Source organism: Flavicella sediminum, assembly GCF_006381105.1.
In the GTDB taxonomy this organism is placed as follows: domain Bacteria; phylum Bacteroidota; class Bacteroidia; order Flavobacteriales; family Flavobacteriaceae; genus Flavicella; species Flavicella sediminum.
The window spans coordinates 1280265-1301914 of the sequence record NZ_VDET01000002.1; the positions used below are offsets into that span (position 1 = coordinate 1280265).

Consider the following 21650-nt stretch of genomic DNA (forward strand, 5'->3'; position numbering starts at 1 on the left):
GGTTACTGAGCTTGTAGAAGTACCGAAAGAGAAAAAAGATACAGCAGAAAGCCTGACCTGAAAGGGCACACCAAAATAGAAGAAGATAATAAGTCGATAAAAAAGGAAGTAATGGGAAGAATAACCGTTTTAAAAAGTCTGGTAAAAGACAGTTTGGATACAATTACACACGGGACGAAAAAGTATCATTTATGGATGGCGTTTTTGACAGCTGTGATGCTTGGTGGTATGTACTGTTATTCCATTCAATTGGATGAAGGTTTGAGTGTTACCGGAATGACCGACCGCGTAAGTTGGGGATTGTACATTTCTAATTTTACATTTTTGGTAGGTGTGGCAGCAGCAGCGGTCATGTTGGTTATGCCAACATATGTGTTAAAAGACGTTGATTTTAAACAAGCGGTTTTGATAGGTGAGGGCTTAGCAGTAGCGGCTTTATTAATGTGTTTGGCATTTGTAATTGCAGACATGGGGGGGCCATCGGTATTGTGGCATATGTTACCAGGAATAGGTGTTTTTAATTTTCCAAATTCTATGTTGACCTGGGATGTATTGGTGTTGAATGGCTATTTATTTATCAATATTAGTATTCCATTTTATATTTTATTTCGTCATTACCAAAACAAAGAAGCTTTGTCTAAAGTATATGTGCCCGGTGCATTTTTATCTGTTTTTTGGGCGGTAGGAATTCATTTAGTCACGGCATTTTTATACCAAGGTTTACAAGCAAGACCATTTTGGAACAATGCATTGTTAGGACCACGATTTTTGGCAAGTGCTTTTGCAGCAGGACCAGCCTTGATAATTTTAGTGTTGGCTATTATAAGATCGCATACCGAGTTTGTCATCAAGGATAAAACGATTAAAAAAATTGCTTTGGTGGTTACAGTCGCGGCTCAAATAAACTTGATTATGTTGGTGTCTGAATTGTTTAAAGAATTTTATGCACCTACACATCACAGTGAAAGTGCTTATTATTTGTTTTTTGGTTTGCATGGAAAGAATGCTTTGTTGCCTTGGATTTGGACAGCTATACCTTTGAACATATTGGCAACGGTTGTATTAACGTTTCACAAACTGCGTAACAATTTAACGATACTCTATATTTGTTGTTTTATTTTATTTGTGGCTATTTGGATTGAAAAAGGTTTTGGCTTAATTGTGCCAGGTTTTATACCAGGGCCCTATGGTAAAATTGTGGAGTATTTGCCTACAGGAGTAGAAGTTGGAGTTACTTTGGGTATTTGGGCAATGGGTGCTTTTATTTTTACAATTTTGGCAAGAACGGCCATTGGAATTGAAACAGGGGTGCTAAAATTTAAGAAGTAATTCTATACTAAAGTAATTATCTTAACATAAGTTTAGTAAAAAATATAGTTTTTTTTTGGTAACTAGGTAAGTTAGAGTATATTTGCAGTTCAAAAATAAAAAAAGCGACTATGATTTCTTCTAACGAATATTTTGATGCAAAAGTAAAATCTTTAGGATATACGTCTTCTATTGGAAATTCGACTATTGGAGTTATGGAAGAAGGAGAATATGAGTTTGGTACTACAGCTCATGAAAAAATGAATGTTATTGAAGGAGAATTGATAGCATTGTTGCCAGGAACCACAGAATGGGTTTCTTATAAATCGGGTACGTTTTTTGAAGTAGACGCAAACACATCTTTTAAAGTAAAATCAGTAGGACAAACAGCTTATTTGTGTCAATACAAATAGGAAGCAATAATATTACGTAAATCTTAGGGGTAGGATTTATTTACCGCTCGGACTCACATTTATTTGTGAGTCCGAGTTTTTTTTGGGAAAAGAAAACCCCGAGCCATTTGGCTCGGGGTTTTTCATTTAAAGTAGGGCTAGTTCTTGTTGTCGAAGTTTTTTTGCTGCTTTGACTAGGTTTTTTAAAGCGATTTTGGTTTCTGGCCAATCTCGTGTTTTTAAACCACAATCTGGATTTACCCAAATATGCTCTTTTGGTAAAACATTTTTTGCTTTGGTTAATAAATAGTCTATTTCTTCTACGGAAGGTATTCTTGGAGAGTGAATGTCATAAACGCCAGGGCCAATTTCATTGGGATAGTTGAAGTTGACAAAGGCATCTAATAATTCCATTTCTGATCTGGAGGTTTCAATAGTTATAACATCAGCGTCCATATTGGCAATGCTAGCAATAATATCATTGAATTCGGAGTAACACATATGTGTGTGTATTTGTGTTTTGTTTTGTACTCCACTAGCAGAAATTCGAAAGGCTTTTACCGCCCAATCTAAATAATTTTGCCAATTTTCTTGGCGCAAAGGCAAGCCTTCTCTTATGGCCGGTTCGTCTATTTGAATGATATTGATACCGTTACTTTCTAAATCTACAACTTCGTCTCTAATAGCCAAAGCAATTTGATTGCAAGTCGTTTCTCTAGGCTGATCATTTCTAACAAAGGACCATTGCAAAATAGTTACTGGGCCAGTAAGCATTCCCTTTACAGGAATATCGGTTAAGGATTGCGCGAACGTTGACCATTTGACAGTCATTGGTTTTTCTCGAGAAACATCACCAAATAAAATAGGTGGTTTTACACATCTACTACCGTAGCTTTGTACCCAACCAAAACTACTAAAGGCAAATCCATTTAATTTTTCACCGAAATATTCTACCATATCATTGCGTTCAAATTCTCCATGTACCAAAACGTCAAGTCCAATTTCTTCTTGAAATCGAATAGAATCTTCAGTTTCTTTCGCAATTAAGGTTTCGTAGGCTGTTTGCGATAGGAGTCCTTTTTTAAATTTAGATCTCCAGCTTCTTACTTCTTTTGTTTGTGGAAATGAACCAATGGTTGTGGTAGGAAATAAAGGCAATTTTAAATAATTTTGCTGCTCTTTTTGTCGGATTGTAAATGAATTTTGTCTTTGACTATCCGCATTTTTTAGTTCAGAAACTCTTTTTTTAACTTTCGGATTGTGAATTAAGCTTGAGGTTGTTCTGTTGAGGTTGGCAAATTTATTTTCTTCAAATAGTTCGGCATATTCTTCATTTGTAGAAGAAGCAAGTGCTTTGATACTTACTATTTCTTGCAGTTTTTGTTTGGCAAAGGCCAACCACGATTTTACTTCTGCAGGTAAACTCTTCTCATTTTGTTCTACATCTAAGTCGTACGGACTGTGCAGCAAGGAACAAGATGCAGAGATATAGATATTTTGTGCTGCTACCTTTGTAAGCGCTTTGTCGATGATTTTTAGTGATTTTTCGAAATCATTTTTCCAAATATTTCTTCCATCTACCAATCCTAAGGATAATTTTGTATTCGGGTTAAAGAATTTTGAAGTCAAAATGTCTTCTAATTGAGAAGGGCATCTAACCAAGTCTAAATGCAAAGTATCTACAGGAAGTTGAAGTACAGTGCTTAAATTATCTCCATAACAATCGAAATAATTGGCTAAATAAACTTTAGTGTCAGGAAATTTTTGGTGTATTTTGTGATACGTAATTTCAATGGCTTTTCTTTCTTTATCGGTTAAATCTAAGGCCAAACAAGGTTCGTCAAACTGAAGAATATCAGCACCTAATGTTACCAATTTATGAATTACTTCAATATATACAGGTAGCAATTTATCCAAAAGTTCTAGTCGATGAAAACCTGCTTCTTTTTCTTTTCCTAATAATAAAAAACTTACCGGCCCAATAAGAACAGGTCTGGTTTTGATACCTAATTCTAGGGCTTCTTTAAATTCATCTACTATTTTAGTAGAGAAAAAGTCGAAACTTTGTTCTTTCTCAAATTCAGGAACGATGTAGTGATAATTGGTGTCAAACCATTTGGTCATTTCCATGGCCGTACAGTCTATTGTTTCATTTTGCAAGCCTCTTGCCATAGCAAAATAGAGGTCGAAAGGATTTTTTTTATGGATGTTTTGGTAGCGTTTTGGAATGCAGCCTACGGTTAAACAGGTGTCAAGAACTTGGTCGTAGAAAGAAAAATCATTGGAAGGAATGGCATCAATTCCTATTTGTTGTTGTAGCAACCAGTTTTCTTTTCGGATATTTTTCCCTGCTTCTAAAAGTGTTTTTTCATCAATGTTTTGAGACCAATACGATTCACATGCTTTTTTTAATTCTCTTTTGGCTCCAATTCTTGGGTATCCTAAAATAGTAGTTTTCATTTTTTCAAAGTGTTTATTATCTAAGCAAAGATATTTAGAGGGTTGTTTAAACTGAAAAAAGGAGATTATTTGGTTGTAATGACTATTTTAGCCTTGTTTAAAAGTTGAATCATCTTTTTGAGTGTGTGAGAAAGCTGTTCAACAGAAAATTATTCTACATGCAATTAGATAAAATTGATATTCGGATTTTAAATATTTTACAAAATCGATCAAATTTGACAACCAAGGAGTTGGCAGCGCGGGTAAATTTATCAACAACGCCCGTTTTTGAACGCGTAAAGAAGTTAGAAAAGGAAGGTTATATTAAAAAGTACATCGCCTTGTTAGATGCTGAAAAGTTAGACAATGGACTTACGGTATTTTGTAACATTACCTTAAAAGAACACACCCGAGAAATAGGAAATCAATTTGTAGCAGATATTAAACTGATTGATGAGGTGGTAGAATGCTACAACACTTCAGGAGATTTTGATTTTTTATTGAAAATTGTAGTCAAGGATATGAAACACTACCAAGATTTTGTTTTAAATCATTTGGGTGATGTAAAAAATATTGGAAGCACGCACAGTACTTTTGTAATGGGAGAAATAAAAAACTCACATTCAATTCCTATTAAAAATTCATAGATAATTGAATGCGTTTTCTAGCTACGTCAACTTCTTCAACTTTTACTTTTACATGCTGATTTAAATGCACAACATCATTGACATTACCCACATAGGTATTGCTTAATTTAGAGATGTGAACCAATCCGCTTTCTTTAATTCCTATGGCAACAAAGCAGCCAAAATTGGTAATGTTGTTAACAATACCGGGCAGTATTTGTCCAACATGTAAGTCGTTGATTGTTTTTATGTTTGGATTGAACTCAAAATTTTTCAAAGGTTTTCTTGGATCTAAACCTGGTTTTTCCAATTCCTTAACAATGTCTTTCAATGTTGGAATTCCAATAGCATCTGTAATAAATTGATTTAAATCAATAGTTTTAAGACGCTCCTTGTCTCCAATTAATTCCTCAATACTCAGCTTTAAAGTCTTGGCAATATTTTTTACAACCGGATAGCTTTCGGGATGTACGGCAGAATTGTCTAAAGGGTTTTTAGCATTTTTTATTCTTAAAAAGGCCACGGCTTGTTCGTAGGCTTTAGCTCCTAAACGCGGTACCTTTTTTAAGTCTTGACGTTTTGTAAAGGCGCCATTTTCACTTCTGTAAGCAACAATATTATCGGCAAGTTTAGGGCCTATTCCTGAAACATAACTCAATAAGGAACTACTTGCTGTGTTTAAATTTACCCCTACGTGGTTCACGCAACTTTGAACTACGGTGTCTAATTCTTGTTTTAATTTTGTTTGGTCTACATCGTGTTGGTATTGTCCCACACCAATAGATTTTGCTTCTATTTTTACCAACTCGGCTAAAGGATCGGCCAATCTTCTTCCAATAGAAACAGAACCTCTTACGGTTACATCGTAATTAGGGAATTCGTCTCTTGCAATTTTTGAGGCAGAATAGATAGAAGCGCCTGCTTCATTGACAATATAGACTTGCATGTCTTTGTCAAAACGAATTTTCTTTACCATGGCCTCCGTTTCTCTTGAAGCGGTTCCGTTTCCAATGGCAATGGCATCAATTTTATAGGCATTTACGGCGGTGCTTATTTTGCCATACGCTTCCTTTTCTTTGTGAAGGTAAACTGTATCGTTGTGTTTTAAATCTCCCTGAGCATCTAGGCAGACCAATTTACAGCCGGTTCGAAAACCTGGGTCTAGCGCCAAAATATTTTTACCACCTAATGGTGCTTGTAATAATAATTGTTTTAGGTTTTTAGCAAATACCTGAATAGCATTTTCGTCTGCTTTTTCTTTATACTTCGCTAAAATTTCATTTGAAATAGCCGGTGCTAACAGTCTTTTATAGGCATCTTCAATGGCTAGTTGTATTTGTTCTGAACAGTCGTTTTGAGAACGGATAATTCTTGTGCCTATTCTAGAAATTGCTGCTTCTTTGTCGACTTCAATTTTTACTCGGACGATGCCTTCTTTTTCGGCTCTTAGCAAAGCTAACAAACGGTGTGAAGGGCAGCGAAATAAAGACTCAGACCAATCAAAATAGTCTCTAAATTTTTGAGCCTTGTCTAGCTGACTTTGTTCTAAAGTTGCCGCAATTTTAGATTTGATTACTTTCGAGCTGATTGTTGCATTTCTGGTAAATTCATTCCGTAAAGAATTACGGATGTCAATGCGTTCGTTGATCCATTCAGCAATAATAAATCGTGCACCTTCTAAGGCCTGGTCAATAGAACTGACAGTTCCTTTTAGAAATTTTTGACTTACATCATCTAAATCTCGGGCATTTTGTGCCATAATTATTTTAGCCAATTCTTCTAAACCTTGCTCTTTAGCAGTATCAGCTTTTGTTTTTCTTTTCTTTTTAAAAGGAAGGTATAAATCTTCCAATTCAATAAGATCTTTGGCATTTTTAATTTTAGTTTCAAGTACCTTTTCAAGGAGCCCTTGTTCATCAATAGATTTTAAAACGGCCTTTTTTCTTTTTTCTAGATCGGTAAAAGTTTTTTGAAGTGTGACAATAGTTTCAATTTGAACTTCGTCTAAATTTCCTGTTTTTTCCTTTCTATAGCGTGCAATAAAAGGAATGGTACAATCTTCATCAAGCAATTTTAAGGTATTAATGATGCTGATATCACGGATGTCCGTTTTGGAAATAATATAGTCGAGTAATTGCATGGTATTTTATTGGCAAAATTGGTACGACAAAAATAAGCTTTTCCTTACGTTAGAAAAATTTGGAGAAAGAAAAACCCCTTCTAAATACTAGAAAGGGTTTGTGTTGTTTCCTACTATCTAAAAAACAATTGATTCACGTAAAAAGTGTGTCCTTTGGAGGCTTGGATAACGATTTTATAATATCGCACGTTTTTAGGTTTTAGCTTAAAAGAAATATTTTCGGTTTTGATAGGCTTTGTATTTCTAAAGTTTTTTTTCGACTCCAGTTTCCAATTTGTTTTGTCTGTTGAAGTCCATAGTTGTGCTTCTTTTAAGGGATATGTTTTTAATTTTAGTTTTTTTATTCTGTATGAATTGTACCCACAACTTATAGAAACTTCTTTAATTTTAGAGGTGTTGTCTTTAAATTCGGCAATGGCAATTAGGGGTCTTTCTTTAAAACCTGCCCAATATTTAGAAACATCAATTTTAGATTTGTTGAGAACAAAATCATCAATTAAAATTGTAGCAGCATTTCCAACATATTCACCTAAAATTCCTTCATAGCTTACTTCTAAATTAGAAGGGACAAAGCCTCTGCTAAAAAAGGTGAAGGTTTCTACTTTACTCGGTTTCCATCCTTCCTTAAAAGCAATTGTTTTTATAGATTTGTTCTTTTTTCCTTGTAAATCAAGTACAATTTTTTTTGTAAGTAGCGGCGATTCTTTCGTTGGATTGGATTTGTCTAAAGAATAATGAATATCCACTCCCGCTAATTTATGACCGATATGAATGCTATCTCCTGTGCTAATAATATTTCCTTTGCTTAGCAAAACAGGTGGTGTTAAGATGAGTTCATTTTTTACATCTTGAACAAAGCCTTCGGTTATTGTTGTATTTGGTAATTTTTTTTGAAGTAGTGCAATTTCATCAGAATTCATAGCGGTGTTCCAAACATATAACTGGCGTAGTTTAGGTAATTTTTCTAGGGTGCTAAGTAGGCTGAAGTCTACTTGTGTGTTGGATAAAGAAAGGCTGTTTAATTCAGTACAGGCTGTCAATACTTCAAGATCATTGGTTTTAATGTCCGTTCCATTCAATTGCAGTTTTTCAAGGTTTTTTAAACCAGAAACAAAAGCCAGTTCTTCTTTGTAAATAGGAAGTTTGGACAAGTTTAGACTAACAATTTGTTCTTTAATTTTAGAAAGCTCTGTTAAGCTATTTGTTTGAAAAGTAGAACGTCCGTAAATAGCCACATCAATTCCGGGTGAAGTCGGAGATTTTTGTTTGATACTTCTAAAAGGGCTGTTCAGTTCATCAATAATTTCCTGATCGGCAAAAGAAAATGGATAGATCTTTTTTGTGGTCTTTTTTTGAAGCCATTTTTTTGAAATAATTGTTTTTAAAGAATCTCCTTCTTTTAAATGATTGTACGAAATGGTATCGTTTATACCTTGTTGAATCCAAGTTTTTAAAAGTTCAATTTCATTTGCTGTAAGTTGCGGCTTTCCTTTTGGAGACATGTGTTTTTTATGTTCCAAAGGAAGTTGTATTCTTTTGATAAAATTACTTTTTTCTGGTTGATGAGCAATCCAAAGAGGTCCGTTTTTACCACCTTCGCTAATGGCTTCAAGACTGCTTAGATTTAAATTTCCTTTTAATTTTTGGTCGTTGTGGCAACTTGTACATTTTTTATCTAAAATAGGTTGAATAAAAACCTTGTAAATCGCACCATTTTCAGTTTCTACAGGTGTACTATTTGCCATTAGTGGTTCTGTAATAAAATTGGTCCCATGTGTTAAGCCGGCACCATAATGACCCGCAAAAATGACACTGGTAAAACTGAAAAGCAAAACGGTTTTAAAATAGGTTTTGTATTGGTAAAATAAAACAAGACTGTACACCATAAAACTGATCGATACGCCAATCCACTTATGCAACGCCATTAAATCTGTGCTAGTTTCTTCAAGCGATAATAACAAGCCCATTATTGTGGCCGCCGTTGTAGATAGAGACGTTAGAAATAATAGAAATAGATTTATCTTTTCAAAAGAAGCGACATCTAATTGCTTTTTAAATAGATTTAGAACGAATAAGAGTGCAATAAAGGCAACAGGAAAATGTAAAATTAAAGGATGCATTCTGCCCAGTGGCTGTATCCAAAATGGAATGATGACACTGCTTTCAAAAAGAAGCATAAATGCCAATAAACAATGTAAAAATAGCAATGTATTTAAAACAAGCGACTTGAGTTTTTTCATAATTATGCGATAATGTCTTTAACTACATGGCCATGTACATCTGTTAATCGGAATCTTCTTCCAAGATGTTTGTAGGTTAATTTTTCATGATCTAGTCCCATTAAATGCATAATAGTTGCTTGTAAATCGTGAATATGAACAGGGTTTTCAACAATATTGTATCCTAATTCATCTGTTTTTCCATAAGAAGTTCCTGCTTTTACGCCTCCACCTGCCATAAACAAGCTATAGCATCTTGGGTGATGATCTCTTCCATAATTATCATTGGTTAGTTTTCCTTGGCAGTAATTGGTTCTTCCAAATTCTCCTCCCCAAATCACCAAAGTTTCATCTAATAAGCCACGTTGTTTTAAATCAGTAATCAGTGCTGCAGAAGCTTGATCGACATCTTTGGCTTGCATTTTCATATGATCGACTAAATTGCTGTGCTGATCCCATCCTTGGTGGTATAATTGTACAAAACGAACTCCAGATTCTGATAATTTTCGTGCTAGCAAACAATTGGCGGCATAGGTTCCAGGAATCATAGAATCGGATCCATACATTTTTTTGATATGGTCTGGTTCTTTTGAAACATCTGTAATTTCAGGAACAGCGGTTTGCATTCTGTAGGCCATTTCGTATTGTTTTATTTTGGCTTGAATTTCAGGATCTCCAAATTCTTGGTAACCAATTTCATTTAAGGAGCCTAAATGATTTAGCATTTTCCTTCTAGAGTCAGCATCCATTCCATTTGGATTTTTCAAGTACAAAATAGGATCTTCACTGGCACTTAATTGTACACCTTGGTGGATGCTATCTAAAAATCCATTTCCCCAAAGTTTCGAATAAACACCTTGTCCGTTTCCTTTTCCTTTAGAAAGTAAAACAGTAAAAGCGGGTAAGTTTTTGTTTTCGCTTCCCAAACCATAACTCAGCCAAGAACCCATACTAGGTCTACTTCCAACTTGTGAACCTGTTTGTAAGAAGGTCAATGCAGGATCGTGGTTAATGGCATCTGTATGCATGCTTTTGATCATGCAAATATCATCTGTTATTTTTGCAATATTTGGAAATAAATCACTCACATACATTCCAGAATCTCCATGCTGTTTGAAGTCGAATTTTGAGCCTACCAAAGGGTAACTATTTTGATTAGCCGTCATTCCCGTTAATCGTTGTTCACCTCTAACAGAATCTGGTAATTCTTGGCCAAACATATCTCTTAGTTTGGGTTTGTAATCGAAAGATTCTAATTGTGAAGGAGCCCCGTTTTGGGTTAACATAATGATTCTTTTGGCTTTTGAAGCAAAATGTTTCAATCCTAAAGTAGGTTGTATAGCGGCTTCATTTGATCCTGTAAATAAATCAGGCACCATTAAAGAACCTAGGGCAACACCGCCCATTCCCATTGCTGCTTTTTTAAAAAAATGACGACGGTTGATATTGAGTGAATGTTCAAAAACTTCTTTGTCCATAAGTTTAACTTTTAATAATGGTTTCTTCCATGTTGTACATGGTGTGAATAATTTGCATTAAGGCTGCTACTTTGTAAGTCTCTTGAATATTTTCTGAAGGGTATTCTCCTACGTCAATAAATTTTTCGGCTCTACTTTGTTCTTTTTTGAACAAGGCTTCCTGTTTTTTGTAGTAGTCAAGAAAGATTGTTTTTTCTTCGGGTTTGATAGTTCTACAAACTATTTTTCTAAAAGCCACTTCTATGTTTTTTTCAGAAGAATTATTTTCAAGAATTAATTTCTCAGCCAAAACTCTTGCTGCTTCTAAAACCGTTGGGTCGTTTAACATGATCAAGGCTTGTAAAGGAGTCATGGTACTTTGTCTTTGTACTTCACATTGATCTCTAGTACTGGCATCAAAAAATTGTTGAACAGGCGGTAATGTTGTTCGTTTGATGAAAATATAAATTCCGCGTTTGTACAAATTACTGCCATGATCCTGTACATAGCTCGATAAAATTCCACGTCCAGAAGAGGTGGCTTTCCACATACCTTCAGGTTGGTAAACTTTTACACTTCTTCCTCCAACTTCAGAATTTAACAAACCGCTGCTTGCCAATACATGATCACGAATCATTTCAGAACTATATCGCAAACGAGAACTACGAGAAAGGTAATTGTTGTCTGGGTCGATGGCTTGTTTTTCTTCAGAAATTACAGAGGATTGTTTGTAGGTAGAAGAGGTCACAATTTGTTTAACCAATCGCTTTATGTTCCAACCATGCTCCATAAAATCGCTAGAGAGCCAGTTTAGTAAATTTACATGGGTAGGAAGGTCACCTTGCATTCCAAAATCTCCCGATGTTTTTACAATTCCCACACCAAAAATTTCTTGCCAAATTCGGTTGACGTACACACGGCTTGTAAGTGGGTTTTTTTTATCGAACAACCAATCCGACATTCCAAGTCTGTTTGGTTTAAACTTTGATTTGTCGAAAGCTAAGATGGATTTTGGTAAATCGTGTGTTACTATTTCTCCTTTGGCATCATAAGCCCCTCTTTCTAAAAGATGGGTTTGTCGCTCTTCTTGTCTTTCTTCCATAATCATAGACCTTACATTTTCATAACTTTTTTTGTTAATAAAAGGCAGACTGTCTTGAATGAGTTGGGTTGAAATATCTAAATAAGGTTTTTCAGCAAGTGTTTTTCCAACACCACCGGCATGTCTTCGATAAGGGGTTTTTTCAAAAAAAGCAAAGGTGCTAAAATATTCTTTTTGAGAAATAGGATCGTATTTATGATCGTGACATTTGGCACATTCAAAAGTAAGTCCTAAAAATGCTTTTCCAAAGGTATTGGTTCTGTCGGTTAGCGTTTCAATTCTAAATTCTTCAACAATAATCCCTCCCTCTTGGTTAATTTTATGGTTTCTATTGAAGCCTGTCGCTAAAACAGATTCCAAATTTTTGTTGGGAAGTAAATCACCAGCAAGCTGCCAGGTCACAAATTTATCATAGCCATAATTTTCATTAAAGGCATGTATAACCCAATCTCTCCAAGGCCACATGGTTCTCAAATCATCATCTTGGTAGCCATGTGAATCGGCATACCGAGCAACATCTAACCATGAGCTGGCCATTTTTTCTCCGTAATGTTTGCTGGCCAGCAATTCATCAACTATTTTTTCATAGGCATTTTCAGAAGTGTCTGTTAGAAACTTGTATTGCATTTCTAGGCTAGGGGGTAAGCCTGTAATATCAAAAGAAACACGTTTTAGCAAACGTTCCTTGTCGGCCATTTCATTAGGCGATAAATTAAGTTGTTTTAATTTATGTAGGATGAAATAATCAATTTCATTATTCGCTAATTGTTTGTTTTCTATGGTAGGTAATTCAGGTTTTTCAACCGGTAAAAACGACCAGTGTGTTTTGTATTCAGCTCCTTGTTTGATCCATTTTTTGATGATTTTTTTCTCATAATCATTTAGTGTCAATTGCGAATCTGCTGGCGGCATTACTTGTGTTGTATCCGTGCTAATGATACGATTGTAAATTTCTGATTCATTGGGTTTGTGAGGAATAATTCCATGTTTTCCCGGTGATTCTTTTAAAACGGCATAAGCACCTTCTTGCGTGTCTAATCGTAAATCGGCAAAGCGTTTTTTAGCATCTGGTCCATGACAATTGAAACATTTATCCGATAAAATTGGTCGGACGTCAAAATTATAGTCTACAATTTCAGGAACCTTTTTCTCAGGTATTTTGGAATACTTGTTTGTTGTTTCTTTGCAAGAAGAAATTCCGATACAAACGAAAAATATATAATAAAAATGTTTCATTAAATTCTTTCTAATTTAATTGGATAGGATTTGTTTGCGTTCCATTGACATACATAAAGGTTTTTGTCTTCATCTACACAAACATCATGGCAGTGGTTGAATAAAGGGGTGTCTTGTACCATCATTTGTAATTTTCCTTTTTTGTATCTAGGTGCTGTTCCTCCTGGATTTGAGACAACTTTATCGTTTTTATCTAAAATGGTTACAAATCCAGAGTCGGGTGTTCTTTCCATATATTTTAAGCGAGACCAGCATACTCCTGAGTAAATGTTTTCATCGTCAATAACGGGTCTACAAACATAGGCGCCTGGTAAAAATAGGGTTGAAAGGTATTTTCCGTCGAGGGTATATCTTTTAAAAGAATTATGCGTTCTTGAGGTGCATAAAAGCGTAATATTATTCGGATCTCTATTGTCGATGGCTACCCCATGGGCATTGCTTAATTGATCGTCATTAAATCCTTTTCCGCCAAATTTTCGAATGTATTCTCCATCAGCATTGAATTGTAAAATCCAGTCAGAACCATAGCCATCTGCTACATAAATATCGCCATTGGCGGCAATAGCAGTTTCGGTAGGTTTGTATCTCATTTTTTCGGTATACACGCCAAGTTGGTGTGGTGTTGGAAGTTCCATTAAAATTTTTCCATCTACGGTTGTTTTTACAACTCTTCCTCCTGGATCGGTAATCCACAAAACATCTTGATCCCCTTCTTTAAATAAAGTAAGCCCATGTCCCGATTTAAATTCATGCCCCCAAGTTTTTATTGCCTTTCCAGATTTGTCATAAATAATGATATTGTTTTTTGTTTCATCCGTAACCATGATAAGTCGGCCTTTTGAATCTAAAACCATTTCATGGCAGTTTTTTATAGGTGTGCTATTTGGGTTTAAATTTCCCCACTCTTTATGTACACGGTATTTAAAATCACCATGCCCGATAATTTGTTCGTGTAATGCTGGTTTTTTTAAAATTGTAAAACCATAAGAAGGAATAGTTAAGGCTGCGCTAGCAAGAGCGGTGTTTTTAAGAAATGATCTTCTAGAATTGTCCATGTTGAGGTTTTAAAAATGTCAAAAAAAAGGCGTCCTAATACATGCTACAAAATGTAGGAATGCATTGGGTCTCAAAAATAGAAACATGTAATAAAAACAGGGTGGATTAATTGTACAAAGTGGTGTAATTATTGAACAATTACTTGCTAATCCTTAGGTTTTCTGTAAAAAGTAGGTGAATTTCCGTATTCCTTTTTAAAAGTTCTGCTGAAGTATTTGGCATCATTGTATCCTACTTTATAGGCAATTTCTTTGATGCTAAAGTCTTCTGTTTTGATAAAATGCATTGCTTTGATAAGGCGGTAAGAATTGATGTATTCAATGATAGATTTTCCTGTAAGCGCTTGTGTTTTTCTGTACAACTGAGATCGGCCAATAGAGAGTTCTGTGCAAAGTTGATCGACAGAAAATTCTGAGTTTTCAAGGTGAAGTTCTATACTGTCATTCAGTCTAGATAAAAACTTATCGGTTGTTTTTGGACTTGTTTCTTTGCTGCTATTTTGTTGAAATTTTTTAATCAGAAGTTTTCTGCTTTCTAAAATGTTTTTCAATTTTAGTTTTACTTCAGAAATATTAAACGGTTTTTGAATATAATCATCGGCTCCTGTTTTTAAACCTGCCAATTTATTATCGGTACCGACTTTGGCGGTTAAAAATAACAGAGGGATATGTGCAGTTAGTTCGTTGTTTTTAAGTTGGTGTGCAAATTGAAGTCCGTCCGTTTCGGGCATCATAATATCGCTAATCACAATATCGGGAATGGTGGTTAGCGCCATTTGAATTCCTTCTTTTCCGTTAGAAGCTTCTAGAACTTGATAGCTTTCACTCAATTCTTCTTTTAAATAGGTACGGATGTCATTATTGTCTTCAATAATAAGAATTACGGTGCTTTCTGTTTTTATTTCGGGTATAGCTATTGTTTTTATTTCAACATCATTTTCATAGTTGTTGTATCCAATAGGAAGGCTTACTTTAAAATGGCAACCTTGCCCTTCTTCCGTAGTTAATGCAATAGTTCCTTTGTGTAGCTGCACCATTTCTGAAGTTAATGACAAGCCGATACCGCTGCTGTATTCGTGGCCAATAGTTTCATTTAACTGATAAAAACGTTCAAATATTTTATCTTTTAAATCACTAGGAATTCCTGGGCCATTGTCAATAACCTCCAAGGTCATTTGTCCTTTTGAAATTTTGTTTTGTGCATCTTTTTGAATGTCAGAATAGCGAATATTTACAGTTATTTTGCCGTGGGAAGGTGTGTATTTAAAAGCATTAGAAACTAAATTGGTAATTATTTTTTTGACAATATCGGTGTCGAAATAAATTTCAGCGTTCGTGGTTTCTTCTTGCAGTTTAAAAGTGATCTTTTTTTCTTTCGACCAATAAGAAAATGAATGTTCTATATTTTGAAAGAGTGCTGTATTGTTTTGTGCTTTTATTTGTAGTGTGGGCTGATTTTCAAGTTTTCGAAAATCTAAAATTTGATTGATCAGTTCCAAAAGACTGGTGCTATTGCGGTACATCATATCCAACACCTTTGGGGTTGGGCTTATTTTTTCTTGTATGAACTTGTTTAAAGGGGCGGTAATTAAGGTCAACGGAGTTCTTAATTCATGAGAAATATTGGTAAAGAAGCGCAATTTCATTTTAGCTAATTCTTCAAATTGAATCATTCGTTCTTGTTCAATTTCAAATTTTGATCGGATGCGTTCTTTTCTAAGAAACCACCAAAAGGTGAAAGCAACACTAGCAACTAGAAGGGCAATTAATAGAATTTGAACCCATAATAAATCCCAAAAAGGCGGATGAATTAGTACGCCAATACTAGTAATATTATCATTCCATACACCATCTTCGTTGCTTGCTTTTACTTTAAAAATGTATTTACCAGGAGGTATGTTTGTATAGGTAGCTTTGGGTGTGCCATTTATTTGTATCCATGATTTATCATAGCCTTGTAGTTTGTAGGCATATTGACATCTTTGGTTGTTGGTGTAATGTATGACTTGAAATTCAAATTCAAATTTTTTGTCAGAATAGTCTAGTTGAATTTCTTTTTCAACTTCAATACTTTTGCTTAGGTAATTGCTTTGTGGTTGAATTAGTTCGTTGTTTACCCATAATTTAGATAGATATACAGGCGGAACCAGTTTGCTTGGTTTTATGTCTTTCGGATCAAATTTTAAAAAACCATTTTCTGAAGAAAAAACCAATTCTCCTGAGTTTAAACGTAGGCTAGAATTAAATATTTGGTTTGATGGCAGGCCGTCTTGTTCATTTGTTATTTTGTAGGTGTTTTGTTCAGGATTAAATTTGATGAGCCCGTTGAGCGTTCCGATCCATAAATTGCCCGCTACATCTTCTTCAATGGAATTGACAATTTTGTCTTTTATTATTTCATGGTCATATTGAATAAATGTATTGCTAAGTGTGTCTAATCTACACAAACCGGCACTTGTTCCTATCCATAAATTGTTTTTTTTATCTTGAAAAAGTTTGTGAATAAAATTATTGTTTATGGAAGAGGCATCTCCAATTACATGTCTATAGTGTTTGAATTCTTTGCGTTTCGGTAAGTACTTTTTTAAGCCATCTCCAGACGTTCCTATCCAAATATCATTTTTGTGATCTTCTAAAACGACAGAAGCTCTATGGAAGTATCCAATGCCGTTTGGATCGTCAGCGTTGCAGTAAAAAGTAGTTGTTTCTTTTGTGCTAGGATCGTATAATTTGGCTCCTAAAACTTCACCGATCCATACTTTGTTGGTGGCAGTATGTAGAATAGAAAAAGGGAAAATATTTTGAGGCATTTCTTCTAAAAGTGTTCCTTGCTCGGAGAATCGGTACAAGGATTTTCTATCGGCTACCCATACTTGATCTCCGCTATGAGAAGAGGCATATGGAGTACCAGAAAAATGAGCGATCGTATTTTGTAAGTTGCCATTTTCTTTATTGTAAATATGGATTTTATTTCCTTGGGTGGTCCAAAAATATTTTTCTGTTTTTATGATGCTACCAGCATTTTTGTTTGTCAAAAAACTTTCTACAATTTTTGGTTTTTTCTTTAGCTGAAAAAAATGACCAGAAGTATCTAAAACCCAGTTGCTGTTTTTTTCTTGTGAATGCTGAATTTTTGAAAGCTGAAATTTTTTTTCATTCAAAAAGAGGCTGTTCAATGCTATTTTTTTTTCAGTTTGAAATTGTAGATTTTTAATTTCAATACAATCGTCATGCACTAGCCAGGAAACTGTGTCATTTTGTTTTTTTATATGACGTGCGAAGTAATTTTTTTTAGCTTTTAATTGATTTGTACTGTCTAAGTAAACTATTTGACCTCGGTTGGTGCATAGTAGGGTATTGTTTAAATATTCCAAAGCATAATAGCTTTGAGAACCTGATAAAGGTGTTCGATAAATTCTCTGGAACTTTTCCGTTTTTGTATCAAATATGTTAAAACCAATCCAAGTACCTATATACAATTGCCCTTGCTCATTTTCTGCTAAGGATAGTATATTGTTATGACTAACGCTCGTGCTATCTGACGCTTTGTGTTTATAGTGTTTAAACGTATTGTTTTTTCTGTTTAATAAATTGAGTCCCCCTCCATCGGTACCGACATAAAATTCATTTTTTGAAGTTTCAAAAAGCACTCTTATTTCATCAAAACTTAAGCTTTTTGGGTTGGACTTGTCATGAATAAATCGGTCAAAACGATCATAATCACGATTGTATTTTAGCAAGCCTCCACCATAAGTTCCTATCCATAAGGTATTTTGACTGTCTTCATACAAACAAGAAATGTGGTTGTTGGTAATACCATTTGGGTCGTTTTCGTTTTTTGTGTAGTTTTTGTAGCTACCACCATCATATTTCCATAAACCATTAATAGTGGCAATCCATACAAAGCCATAGCTGTCTTGTAATATATCGGTAGCGCTCGTTTCAATAGGTAATTTATAGCGTTTTATTTCATATTCATGATCCGTTTTTTGTGCATGTAGTTTGTCGTTTTTTGAGAAAAAAGGACTTGCAAACAAACAAATAATAAGAATATAAATGGATTTCATAGATTGGGAAAACGCAAAATTTAATTGGCGACTGAACAAATATATTACAAAGAAGAGTAAAAACAAGAGTTGGGGTTGTTTTGTAAACGAAAACACCCTTTACCAAATTGATAAAGGGTGTTTGTTTTTTTACAGAGGTACAAAGCGATTATTTTTTATTTACCAAATTGTATTGTGTTTCTAAAGGAACTCCATAAATAGATTTTAAATCCTTTTTTATTTTTTTGAAGAACTCTGTATCTGGAGGTAAACTAAAATTGTTCCAAAATTCTGGTCGGTAAGGAACGGCAATGTCGCCTAGGTCAGTACCTTCTTTGATATTATCAGTAACGTCAATTTTACTTCTGTCGGTTTCTATACCTAAAACAAATAATTCATGGCGATAGGCTAATGGAATTTTCTTTTTGGTGGTTTTTAGTAGCATTTGTTGTTGTGGTGAAATGTTTTTATAGTGCTTCATTTCACGTTTGTGATAACTTAAGTACAATTTGCCATCAGGTGCTTTTTTGTAGATGTAAACAGCATCATTTAGCGTGCTCTCAAAACGATAAATTCCGTAGGTGTCCATTCCTATATAAAGTTTGATTCGTAGCCATTTGTCTTTTTCACTTTGACCTTCAACAATAATAATGTCTTCACCGTCGTAGCTAGAGTCACCTACTTTTGTCCAAGTATATTTTTTTTCTGCAATACGTTGTCTTAAAATATTTTGATCGGCCATATAATGAATTGCGTGGTGCCATTGCTTGTTTTTTATAAAACGATAATCTGCCGATTTCCTTCCTTCTACAAGTTCTACCCGTCTAAGTTTTGCGCCACTTGGGCCATTGTCGGTAATTTTCATATAATGTTCTACAAAAAAACGAGACACATTATTTTCTACTGAGGCCCTTCTGTATAAAACATTTAGCTGATGCGTGGCTCTAACCGTAGTTTGTTTCAGCGCTTTTTTTGCAAGTTTCGGATATTCAATGGCTTTTTTAAGCTCTACATCATTCAATTCAGTAACGTCTTCTTTTATGACTATTGTTTTTTTGTCTTGTTTGAGAAAGTCCTGAAGTTTTATTTTAAAAGTTTTAAAACCGATGCTTGAAACGCTTAAGGTGTCGGTTAAGTTGGCAGGTGAAACAGCTAAGTAAAAGGTTCCTTCGTCGGTACTGGAAGTACCCATGCTTTTGTTTTGAATGGTAATTGCTGCATAAGGAATGCTATAACCGGTTTCATCGGTAATGGTACCTTCAATGGCAATGGTTTTGGTTTGTGCGCAAAGAAAGTTGAGACCGCATACGAATGCAAACGTCATTGTTTTTTTTAAATAAGATTTCATCAAGATAAGGTTTAAAAGGTTTCCTTATTCAATAGCAATGGTAAGATATCATTTTTTTAATAGTTTGTAGTAGTGAAAAAATTGAATCGCTTACAAATTTGTCTTGCTGTAGAATATAAGTTGTGGTTTTTTGCAAAATTAATAGATTAAAGAGTTTCTGTAAAAGAATGCAAGTCAAAATAATAGGTCATCTAGTTTTATCACAGTTTTTTTGACGAAATTATCAAGTATTCCATAGAAAAAGTCCGTCTAGTTAACTAGACGGACTTACTTATGATATTCGTTTTTTGGAGGAATTTTGCTATTTTGTTTGTTAAATAGCGGATGTTTGTTTTTTTACCAAAACAATTTTTTCACTTTGTTTGGCAATTAATGTTTTGTAGTATTCTTTTAAATGCGGGTAATATTCAGGTAAAATTAAGTCGGTATTTATTTTTGAAGTTACGTTTAGGCTTAGTTTGTTCCCGGTGTTTGTGATGTTGTATTTAAAGGAACCTAAATTGTCTGGTAATGCAATTCCTAGGGGTGTTGGAATAGATTCTATTACATATCCCTGTGGCAAGGTAATTTGAATACTGAATTTTTCTTCCCAAGGAGTTCCGTAATCTATAGGAAATACTCTGCTTTCATTTTTAAATGGACTGATTTTGTCTTGAAGAAAGAATTCTGGGTTGATGTAGTATTTGTTGTTTATTTGTTCAACAAATTCATCGGATTCAAACTGTATAAGTCGCGTTAGTGGTTTGTGATATGCATGAGCATTGGTTGTTTTAAAATTATGTATTTCAATATCCAATTTTTTCTCTAAGGATGCTATCTGTTTTTCTTCCGTTAAGTTATTATTTTTATTTCTGTAATTTAAAGCGGAAAGGTTGAAAACAGAACTTCTTAAAAAACCTGATGCATGAAAATTAGAATCAATATTTATACTTAATAGTTGAGATTCTTTGGAAAATATTTTGCTTTTTAATGGCATGGATAGAGTTCTTCCGTCTTTTGTAATCAATCTTCCGTTCCAGTTCATCACTCTTAAAGGTAAGCTGTTAGGTGAACTAAATTTTTCGGTAGCATCTAATAAAATATAATTTCCGTTTGCAAGTTTTACGGAAGCAATGACGTAATTCAAACCTTTTTGGGTAGGGAATAAAGGAATGCCATAGTCGCGTGTACTAGAGATTATGGGTCTAGCAAGCAGTCCAGCTTCTCGTAGCATAGCGGTGAGGATTAAATTGATGTCAGCAGAATTTCCTACACCGGTTTCATAGGCTTTTTTCACACCGTATTTGGTATACTTGCTGCTTGTTTTGTCCCAATTTAGTTTTTGTTTTACAAATTCGAAAATGCTAGTTACTTTTTGAGCTTCACTCTTATCTGTTAGCTTTAAAGCAAGTAAGTCGTCATTAAAATAGTTGTGTTTATTTAATTCGGTTCCAAATTTACTTGATTTGTAGATATCTTTACAAATGTCATCCCAGTTGGTAGAATAATGCTCTCTAACCGTGTTTGGAAAGTCGGTATAGGATAATTCAAAGTCAATAGACGATCTGTAGTTGTTTAAATTCGAAACAAAAGGTTCTTTTTTTAATGCAGGAACATCTTGAGAATTAATAGTATAAACATTTTCAAAAAAATTCGTTTTATTTTTCCTTTCGTGCGCTAATTGAATAGGTAAATAGCCTTTAGTATGTTGTTTAAAAACAAAATATTCTGGAATGTATATTTTAGTTTTGAGCTTGTTAATAGGAATGTCGTATTGTAAGTTTTGTTTGTTAATATACCAGAAAAATGGAGAACGAATGGAGTATTTCCATTCTACAATAGCACCTGTTTTAAGCGCGGGCATAGTGAATTTCTTTAGGCTATAATTGTCGCTAGTCTCTTCTGTAAATATTTGGTCTTTAGAGAGCTTTTGCTTTTCTAAATTTCCATTTTTTAAAAGGTAAGTATAGGCTTTAATACTTGTTGTTTTTTCTTTTTTACCACCGTGTTGGTATAGGTTAATTTTTTCTTGAGCATGTTTAAATCCTTCTTCTGAATAGATTTTCAGTTTTACATATACATCGGTAATTAACGACCAACCTTGACTTCCATTAAATTGATAATAGATTTTTTTTGTTCGTTGCAAATAGGCAGCATCTGCAGTTGAGTCAAGTGGATGTTTTGTTTCCTTTAATTCCTCTTTTGTTACTTTTCCGAATTTCGCTTCTTGTGAGTTGCTGTTGGAACTAAAAAGGAAAAGAGTACATAGAAGGATTGTGGTAATTTTTTTCATAGCGTAATTT

At 34.3% G+C, this 21650-nt stretch carries 12 protein-coding genes; 3 read left to right on the forward strand and 9 right to left on the reverse strand.

What is annotated here, in order from left to right; all coding sequences use genetic code 11:
* Window positions 1-111: 111 nt before the first annotated feature.
* Window positions 112-1329 carry a sulfate reduction electron transfer complex DsrMKJOP subunit DsrP gene (gene dsrP, locus FGM02_RS05610; protein ID WP_139957326.1) on the forward strand — a complete coding sequence of 406 codons (1218 nt, stop codon included), beginning with the start codon at window positions 112-114 and terminating at the stop codon, window positions 1327-1329.
* 110 nt (window positions 1330-1439) lie between these two features.
* Window positions 1440-1721 carry a pyrimidine/purine nucleoside phosphorylase gene (gene ppnP, locus FGM02_RS05615; protein WP_139957327.1) on the forward strand — a complete coding sequence of 94 codons (282 nt, stop codon included), beginning with the start codon at window positions 1440-1442 and terminating at the stop codon, window positions 1719-1721.
* 126 nt (window positions 1722-1847) lie between these two features.
* Here ppnP and metE read toward each other — a convergent pair whose 3' ends face one another.
* Window positions 1848-4160 (reverse strand): 5-methyltetrahydropteroyltriglutamate--homocysteine S-methyltransferase, encoded by a 2313-nt coding sequence (metE, locus tag FGM02_RS05620; protein ID WP_139957328.1) that lies wholly within the window; start codon window positions 4158-4160, stop codon window positions 1848-1850.
* A 158-nt stretch (window positions 4161-4318) separates the two neighbouring features.
* Between metE and FGM02_RS05625 the strand changes: the two genes are divergently transcribed.
* Window positions 4319-4786, forward strand: a complete 468-nt coding sequence (locus tag FGM02_RS05625; protein WP_139957329.1) for an Lrp/AsnC family transcriptional regulator — start codon at window positions 4319-4321, stop codon at window positions 4784-4786.
* Here the strand turns inward: FGM02_RS05625 and FGM02_RS05630 are convergent.
* The 8 genes from FGM02_RS05630 to FGM02_RS05665 form a co-directional block, all read right to left on the reverse strand.
* Window positions 4773-6905 carry a Tex family protein gene (locus FGM02_RS05630; RefSeq protein WP_139957330.1) on the reverse strand — a complete coding sequence of 711 codons (2133 nt, stop codon included), beginning with the start codon at window positions 6903-6905 and terminating at the stop codon, window positions 4773-4775. The two genes, FGM02_RS05625 and FGM02_RS05630, sit on opposite strands and share 14 nt — an antisense overlap.
* Window positions 6906-7018: 113 nt before the next feature.
* Entirely contained in the window at window positions 7019-9145 is a 2127-nt protein-coding gene (locus tag FGM02_RS05635) for a c-type cytochrome domain-containing protein (RefSeq protein ID WP_139957331.1), read from the reverse strand.
* Between the two features lie 2 nt (window positions 9146-9147).
* Window positions 9148-10602 carry a DUF1501 domain-containing protein gene (locus tag FGM02_RS05640; RefSeq protein WP_139957332.1) on the reverse strand — a complete coding sequence of 485 codons (1455 nt, stop codon included), beginning with the start codon at window positions 10600-10602 and terminating at the stop codon, window positions 9148-9150.
* A gap of 4 nt (window positions 10603-10606) precedes the next feature.
* Window positions 10607-12919, reverse strand: coding sequence for a PSD1 and planctomycete cytochrome C domain-containing protein (locus tag FGM02_RS05645; protein WP_139957333.1), 2313 nt, complete (start codon window positions 12917-12919; stop codon window positions 10607-10609).
* Complete coding sequence (locus FGM02_RS05650; RefSeq protein ID WP_139957334.1) at window positions 12919-13974, reverse strand: twin-arginine translocation signal domain-containing protein; 1056 nt, start codon at window positions 13972-13974, stop codon at window positions 12919-12921. The genes FGM02_RS05645 and FGM02_RS05650 overlap by 1 nt, the downstream gene beginning before the upstream one ends.
* Window positions 13975-14120: 146 nt before the next feature.
* On the reverse strand, window positions 14121-18041 hold the full coding sequence (locus FGM02_RS05655; RefSeq protein WP_139957335.1) for a hybrid sensor histidine kinase/response regulator transcription factor: 3921 nt from the start codon (window positions 18039-18041) through the stop codon (window positions 14121-14123).
* 148 nt (window positions 18042-18189) lie between these two features.
* Complete coding sequence (locus FGM02_RS05660) at window positions 18190-19368, reverse strand: carboxypeptidase-like regulatory domain-containing protein (RefSeq protein ID WP_139957336.1); 1179 nt, start codon at window positions 19366-19368, stop codon at window positions 18190-18192.
* A 313-nt stretch (window positions 19369-19681) separates the two neighbouring features.
* Window positions 19682-21640 carry a DUF3857 domain-containing protein gene (locus FGM02_RS05665; RefSeq protein WP_139957337.1) on the reverse strand — a complete coding sequence of 653 codons (1959 nt, stop codon included), beginning with the start codon at window positions 21638-21640 and terminating at the stop codon, window positions 19682-19684.
* Window positions 21641-21650 lie beyond the last annotated feature (10 nt).

What these genes read in the sequence shown, in the direction of transcription:
- FGM02_RS05660 (WP_139957336.1), bottom strand. Translation starts at nt 19,368, where the DNA reads ATGAAATCTTATTTAAAAAAAACAATGACGTTTGCATTCGTATGCGGT.
- FGM02_RS05645 (WP_139957333.1), bottom strand. Translation starts at nt 12,919, where the DNA reads ATGAAACATTTTTATTATATATTTTTCGTTTGTATCGGAATTTCTTCT.
- metE (WP_139957328.1), bottom strand. Translation starts at nt 4,160, where the DNA reads ATGAAAACTACTATTTTAGGATACCCAAGAATTGGAGCCAAAAGAGAA.
- FGM02_RS05635 (WP_139957331.1), bottom strand. Translation starts at nt 9,145, where the DNA reads ATGAAAAAACTCAAGTCGCTTGTTTTAAATACATTGCTATTTTTACAT.
- FGM02_RS05625 (WP_139957329.1), top strand. Translation starts at nt 4,319, where the DNA reads ATGCAATTAGATAAAATTGATATTCGGATTTTAAATATTTTACAAAAT.
- FGM02_RS05665 (WP_139957337.1), bottom strand. Translation starts at nt 21,640, where the DNA reads ATGAAAAAAATTACCACAATCCTTCTATGTACTCTTTTCCTTTTTAGT.
- FGM02_RS05655 (WP_139957335.1), bottom strand. Translation starts at nt 18,041, where the DNA reads ATGAAATCCATTTATATTCTTATTATTTGTTTGTTTGCAAGTCCTTTT.
- ppnP (WP_139957327.1), top strand. Translation starts at nt 1,440, where the DNA reads ATGATTTCTTCTAACGAATATTTTGATGCAAAAGTAAAATCTTTAGGA.
- FGM02_RS05650 (WP_139957334.1), bottom strand. Translation starts at nt 13,974, where the DNA reads ATGGACAATTCTAGAAGATCATTTCTTAAAAACACCGCTCTTGCTAGC.
- dsrP (WP_139957326.1), top strand. Translation starts at nt 112, where the DNA reads ATGGGAAGAATAACCGTTTTAAAAAGTCTGGTAAAAGACAGTTTGGAT.
- FGM02_RS05640 (WP_139957332.1), bottom strand. Translation starts at nt 10,602, where the DNA reads ATGGACAAAGAAGTTTTTGAACATTCACTCAATATCAACCGTCGTCAT.
- FGM02_RS05630 (WP_139957330.1), bottom strand. Translation starts at nt 6,905, where the DNA reads ATGCAATTACTCGACTATATTATTTCCAAAACGGACATCCGTGATATC.